This is a genomic window from Nocardia sp. NPDC019219, assembly GCF_040632645.1.
Taxonomy (GTDB): Bacteria; Actinomycetota; Actinomycetes; order Mycobacteriales; family Mycobacteriaceae; genus Nocardia; species Nocardia sputorum.
Map to the genome: position 1 here is coordinate 55,956 of NZ_JBEYCG010000027.1, position 6,344 is coordinate 62,299.

General features: G+C 70.3%; 5 protein-coding genes. 1 reads left to right on the plus strand and 4 read right to left on the minus strand.

What is annotated here, in order from left to right; genetic code table 11:
* Positions 1-68: 68 nt before the first annotated feature.
* Both ABZ552_RS33320 and ABZ552_RS33325 read right to left on the minus strand, forming a co-directional pair.
* A complete protein-coding gene (locus ABZ552_RS33320) occupies positions 69-953 on the minus strand; it encodes a hypothetical protein (RefSeq protein ID WP_281875352.1) in 885 nt (294 codons plus the stop codon).
* A 465-nt stretch (positions 954-1,418) separates the two neighbouring features.
* Entirely contained in the window at positions 1,419-2,822 is a 1,404-nt protein-coding gene (locus tag ABZ552_RS33325; RefSeq protein WP_063023136.1) for an NAD(P)H-quinone dehydrogenase, read from the minus strand.
* A gap of 173 nt (positions 2,823-2,995) precedes the next feature.
* On the opposite strand from ABZ552_RS33325, the gene ABZ552_RS33330 reads away from it, so the two are divergent.
* Positions 2,996-3,469 (plus strand): gamma-glutamylcyclotransferase, encoded by a 474-nt coding sequence (locus ABZ552_RS33330; RefSeq protein WP_043720454.1) that lies wholly within the window; start codon positions 2,996-2,998, stop codon positions 3,467-3,469.
* A gap of 220 nt (positions 3,470-3,689) precedes the next feature.
* Here the strand turns inward: ABZ552_RS33330 and ABZ552_RS33335 are convergent, their stop codons facing one another.
* On the minus strand, positions 3,690-4,895 hold the full coding sequence (locus tag ABZ552_RS33335; RefSeq protein WP_281881142.1) for a M20 family metallopeptidase: 1,206 nt from the start codon (positions 4,893-4,895) through the stop codon (positions 3,690-3,692).
* A 59-nt stretch (positions 4,896-4,954) separates the two neighbouring features.
* Positions 4,955-6,196 (minus strand): M20 family metallopeptidase, encoded by a 1,242-nt coding sequence (locus ABZ552_RS33340; protein ID WP_357441857.1) that lies wholly within the window; start codon positions 6,194-6,196, stop codon positions 4,955-4,957.
* Positions 6,197-6,344 lie beyond the last annotated feature (148 nt).

Below are 6,344 nucleotides of genomic sequence, written 5' to 3' on the forward strand. Positions count from 1 at the left end.
CAATCCTTTCCCAGGACACACAAGTGGGGCGGCCGCGAACGACCGCCCCACCCGTCGAACAGCACGTGTCAGTACTGGAGTGAACCACCCCACTGGGTGGTGACACCACCCACGTCGACGGTCTGCGGAGCGAAATCGCCCGGCTGAAGCGGAAGCTTAACCTGTGCGGCGGCCTCCAGGGCGGCCGCGCCGCCCGGCTGCTCGCGGATCCAGTCCTCGACCGCGGCCTTGGCCTGGTTCAGCTGGGTGGTGTCGAACACGGCGGTGGTGTTGTTCGAGGCCAAGCCCTCGCCGCCGGTGTAGGTGGTCAGCTTGACGGTGTTCTTGTCGACGAACTCCACCGAGACGCCCGCTTCACCCGCGCCGGTCGGCGTGCGGTAGCCGATGGTGCCGACGTAACCGGCCTCGTTGCTGAAGTGGTGGGTGTTGGCCACGTGGCCCGGCAGGATGGTGCCGCCGTCGATGTTCGCGCCGATCTCCGCGTGCGGGCCGGTCATCTCGACGACGGGCGCGGCCGGGGCCGCCTCCATGCGCGGCGCCTGCCAGCGCGGCTGCGCCTGCGGCTGCACCAGCGTGGAGCTCTCCGGCTGGCGGGCCTGAGCGTTGTCGTTCTCCGTGCCCAGCTGCGGAGTGGTCTGCTGGCCGGGCTGCGGCGCGGCCTGCTGACCCGGCTGCGGCGCGGCCTGGTCCGGCACGACCGCGGGCTGCGGGTCGCTCGGCTTCTGCTGGCCGGGAACCGGCAGCGGCGCGACGCGCGGCGGGGTCACGCCCGGCTGGGTCGGCTTCGCCAGCTTCGGATCCTTCTGGTCCGGCGCGGCGTGGTCCGACTCGGGGGTGGTGACGCCGGGCTGGCTCGGTGTGGGCTTGCTCTCCGGCTTCTGCGGATCCTGCTTGGACTCCGGCTTGTTCGGCTCCGGTTGCGTGGTCTCCGGGGTGCTCGGCGACTCGTTCACGCCCGGCTGCGCCGGAGCAGGCGTCGGCGGAGTGGTCGGATCGTTGGGAGCCGCCCCCGCCGGCGCAGCGAAGAGAGTGGCCACTGCAGCCGCTGTGGCCAGAGGCAACGAGGTGCTCGCCATCGCTCGCTGCGCCCGACTCGGCTTACGATGTTTCACTTTTCGCAATTCCCTTCCCGGGTGCGACCGGAACGGCCGCATGCAGTTGTCCCTGGGTGAGACGCCTGATCGTCGAACGACCCAAGCCGTTCGTTCGTGCCGATTTGGAAAGGACCCATCCCCCCACACCGAACTCCGCGACCGTCCTTCGATCGCATCTCTGCCGAGAGTGAACCACATGTGCGCACGATGGGCAACGCGGTGAATAGCCAAGGGTGGCAAGAGCGCCCGCCTCCCCTGCGCGCCCCGTGCTCACCGGGCGTGATGTCCTGAATCGGACACGGCACGGCAGACGCCGAACCGAGGTCAGTCCAAATCGTCGTGCCGCATCAGCAAACGCGCCGCCTCGGTCACCGAACCGGTGAGCGACGGGTACACCGAGAAGGTCTGGGCCAGGTCGTTGACCGTCAGATTGTTCTGCACCGCAAGCGCGATCGGCAGGATCAGCTCCGAGGCGATCGGCGCGACGACGACGCCGCCGATCACCACACCGGTCGCGGGACGGCAGAAGATCTTGACGAAACCGCGTCGCAGCCCGGACATCTTGGCGCGCGGGTTCGTGTTCAGCGGCAGCATCACCGTGCGCGCGGGGACCTCGCCGTTGTCGATGGCCGTCTGACTGACGCCGACGGTCGCGATCTCCGGCCGGGTGAACACCGCGGAGGCGACGGTCTTCAGGCGGATCGGGCTGACGCCCTCCCCGAGCGCGTGGTACATGGCGATGCGTCCCTGCATCGCGGCCACCGAGGCCAGCGGCAGCAGCCCGGTGCAGTCCCCCGCGGCGTAGATGCCGGGCACCGACGTGCGCGACACCCGGTCCACCCGGAGGTAACCACCGCGATCGAGTTCGATGCCGACCCGCTCCAGCCCGAGGTTCGCGGTGTTGGGCGTCGAGCCGACCGTCATCAGCGCGTGTGAGCCGGACACGGTACGCCCGTCGGACAGCTTGACCACGATGCCGTCGGCGGTGCGCTCCACGGCGTCGGCGCGCGCGTGCTTGACCAGCTCCACCCCACGTTCGGCGAGCGCGTCCTCCAGCACGAGCGCCGCGTCGGCGTCCTCGCCCGGCAGCACGCGGTCGCGGCTGGAGACCAGCTTCACCCGCACGCCCATCTCGGTGTAGGCCGAGACGAACTCCGCGCCCGTCACACCGGAACCGACGACGACCAGGGTCTCCGGCAGTTCCTCCAAGTCATAGAGCTGACGCCAGTTGAGGATGCGCTCGCCGTCCGGCTCCGCGCCAGGCAGCACGCGCGGGCTCGCGCCGGTGGCGATCAGCACGACCTCGGCCTCGATGGTCTGCTGCGCGCCGTCGGCCAGCTTGGCCAGCACCCGGTGCGCGGCCAGGCCGCTGCCGCGGTCGATCAGCTCGCCGTATCCGGCGAGCACGGTCACCCCGACGGTCTGCAGCTTCGAGCGGATGTCGGAGGACTGTGCCAGCGCCAGCGCCTTGACACGCGCGTTCACCTCCGGCAGCTGCACCTGCGCCTGATTCGGGTCGAGGGTGATCCCCAGATCGCGAGCGCGGCGCAGGTCGGTGCGCACGCCGGTCGAGGCGATGAAGGTCTTCGAGGGGACGCAGTCCCACAGCACGCACGCCCCGCCGATCCCGTCGGAGTCGATCAGCGTCACCGACGCGCCGTGCTGGGCCGCCACCAGGGCCGCCTCATAGCCGGCCGGTCCGCCACCGATGATCGCGATGCGGGTCATTGATACCTCCGCTCGTGCTTCGCGCCGGGATCTCCGGCACGGGTCAACGTTATCCGGCAACCACCTCGCACCATCGACCGCGTTACCGGTGCGCAACGGTTCCCCGCCGCGCGCCGCGCCGCAGGTGTGGCAATCGAACGCGGTTCGCGAAGGTTATTGGCTACCCTTTGCTGGTGCCGATCTATGCCGCCTATGGGTCCAACATGGACTCGACGCAGATGCTCGAGCGCTGTCCGCACTCCCCCATGTCCGGGACGGGCTGGTTGGAGGGCTGGCGGCTCACCTTCGCCGGTGACGATATCGGCTGGGAAGGGCCTCTCGCGACGGTCGTCGAGGATCCCGGTTCCCGGGTGTTCGTCGTGCTCTACGACGTGTCCCCGGAGGACGAGCAGCGGCTGGACCGCTGGGAGGGCTCGGACTTCGGTATCCACAAGAAGATCCGCCTGCGGGTGACCCGCAACGCCGACGGCGGCGACCCCACGCTGGCCTGGCTCTACGTGCTGGACGCCTACGAGGGCGGCCTACCCTCGGCCCGCTACCTCGGCGTGATCGCCGACGCCGCCGAGAAGGCAGGCGCGCCAGAGGATTACGTGCACGCCCTACGCACCCGCAACAGCCGCAACGTCGGCCCGGGCAATTTCGGCTGACCACGCGTCACACCGCGACGCCGGCGGCATGCCGTACCTTCCAGGTCGGCCGAGCCGTCGGCGCACTCCCGGCCTCGTCGAGCGCGAGGCCATCGAGCACCGTTCGCGGCCCGGTTCGCGTCCGAGCGGGCGAAGCGCATGCGCCGCAGAGGCGCGTCTCGCCCGCTCGGACGCGAGCCACAAAGGGGCCGCGAACACCCAGCGCCGCAGGCGCTGGAAATCAGACAGAGCCAGGGTCGAGCACGAGATTGCTCAGCACCCGGACGCCGACCGCGAGCGCCCGCTCGTCGATGTCGAAGGTCGGCTGGTGCAGATCCAGCTGCTCGCCCGTACCGGACCAGACGCCCAGGCGCGCCATCGCGCCCGGCACCTCCTCCAAGTACCAGGAGAAGTCCTCGCCGCCACCGGACTGCGGGGTGTCGGCCAGCGCGTCCGGACCGAGCGCGCGGATCGCGTCCTCGAAGATGCGGGTGGAATGCTCGTCGTTGACCACAGGCGGCACGCCGCGACGGTAGTTCAACTGGTAGCGCACGCCCGTCGGGGCGAGCAGGCCGTCGACGATCTCCCGCACCATCGGCTCCAGCAACGACCACGTCGCGTGATCTCCGGTGCGGATGGTGCCGGTGAGCATCCCGGTTTGCGGAATGGCGTTCGGCGCCTTCCCCGCGCTCACCGCGCCCCACACCATCACGGTGCTGGTACGCGGGTCGATGCGGCGGCTGAGCAGGCCAGGCAACCCGGTGATGACCGAGCCGATCGCGTAGACCAGGTCACTGGTCAGGTGCGGACGCGAGGTGTGACCGCCCGGCGAGTCGAGCACCAGCTCGATCGTGTCGGCGGCGGAGGTGATCGCACCCACCCGGATGCCGACCCGGCCGACCTCGAGGCGCGGGTCGCAGTGCAGCGCGAAGATCCGCTCCACACCCGTCATCGCACCGGCGGCGACCACGTCGATCGCGCCGCCCGGCATGATCTCCTCGGCGGGCTGGAAGACCAGCCGCACGCCGACCGGCAACTCCGGCACCTCCGCCAAGGCCAGCGCCGTACCGAGCAGGATGGTGGTGTGCGCGTCGTGGCCGCACGCGTGCGACACGCCCGGCACCGTCGACGCGAAGGGCAGTCCGGTGAACTCCTGCAGGGGCAACGCGTCCATGTCGGCGCGCAGGCCGATGCGCGGGCCGTCCGGTCCGAGGTCACAGATCAAGCCGGTGCCGCCGGGAAGTACCTGCGGCGTCAGTCCCGCCTTGGTCAGCCACGCCGAGACGAACTCGGTGGTGCCGAACTCGGTCCGGGACAGCTCCGGATTGGCGTGGATATGCCTGCGCCACTGGACGAGATCGACCGTGTGATCGGCCAGCCAGGACTCCACCGCTGCTCGCCCGGACCCCCGGGTTTCCGACGCTGCGGAGCTGCCGGGGCCCTCCATGGCCACACGGATGCCCAGTGCCGGGCCCGTCGCCGGCGCCGCCGAACGGCCGGTTGTGCTCACCGAATGTCCTCCTGTCGTTGAACTAGCCGTTGCAACAACCTGTCTCTATGGATGTCATCGCGGGCGACGGCGATTGCGGTACGCGCGAGCGCGAGCGCACCGTCGAGGACCGCACGATCCGCCGAGGCGTTGACGCTGGCCGCGGCGAAGCCTGGCTGATGTGTCACCGCACCACCGGCATCGATGCCGATGACCGGGTGAATGCCCGGAATGACGTTGGTGACGTTCCCCATGTCGGTGCTGCCCAGCGGCCGCTGCGCCTCGAACTCCGGAGCGAGCGGCACGCGTCCCGATCCGGTGAGCTGCTCGCGATAGACGAGCAGTAACTCCGGATCCGGTGTCAGCTCGGTATACGTCGGCGCGAGCGTCCGGATTTCGTGGGTGCAGCCGGTCGCGAGGGCGCCCGCCTCGAAGCAAGCCGACGCTCGTCGCATCAGATCGTCGAGGGATGCGGAGTCGACTGCGCGTAGGTAATACAGCAGTTCCGCACGTCCGGGCACGATGTTGGGAGCTACGCCACCGTCGCCGACTATACCGTGCAGTTGCTGGCCGGGCAGGAGATGTTGCCGCAGCAACCCCAGGGCGACCTGCACGACGGTGACCGCGTCGCCCGCGTTGCGGCCCTGCTCGGGGGCCGCGCTGGCATGCGCCTCACGCCCGTGGAAGACCACCGATACGTCGGCCAGCGCCAGCGAACGGGCGCCGACGATGTCGAGCGGGCCGGGGTGCACCATCATCGCCATCGCGACGTCGTCGAACACCCCGTGCTCCAGCATGAGCACCTTGCCGCCGCCGCTCTCCTCGGCGGGCGTGCCGAACACCAGCACGGTGAGATCCAGCGCGTCGGCGACCTCGGCGAGTCCGAGCGCCGCGCCCACCGAGGCCGCGGCGATGACGTTGTGCCCGCACGCGTGCCCGATCTCGGGCAGCGCGTCGTACTCGGCGCAGAGACCGACGGTCAGCGCCCCGCTGCCGTAGCGCGCGCGGAACGCCGTGGGCAGTTCCGCGACCCCGGTCTCGATCTCGAAGCCGCGCTCGGCGAGCGGCGCGATGGTCTTCGCGACGCTGCGGGTCTCCTCGAACGCCAGCTCCGGCTCGGCGTGAATCGCGTGCGAAAGCCCGATCAGCTCGGCCGACGCCGCGCGGATCGCGGCGTCACTGCGAGCGGCAGCGTCGACCTCACATACGGCGTTGCCGTCGTGTTGCGCTTCCTGGCGCCCGCTGCGCGGTGGTGGCATGCAACACAGTCTCGCACTGTATTGGATTTCCAGCGCCTTCGGCGCTGGGTGTTCGCGGCCCTCTTGTGGCTCGCGTTTGCGCGGCCGCCGCTTGCGACCTGGTGCGCGGACCGGCGGCCCCCCCAAACCCGGCCGGGCCCCCAACCGG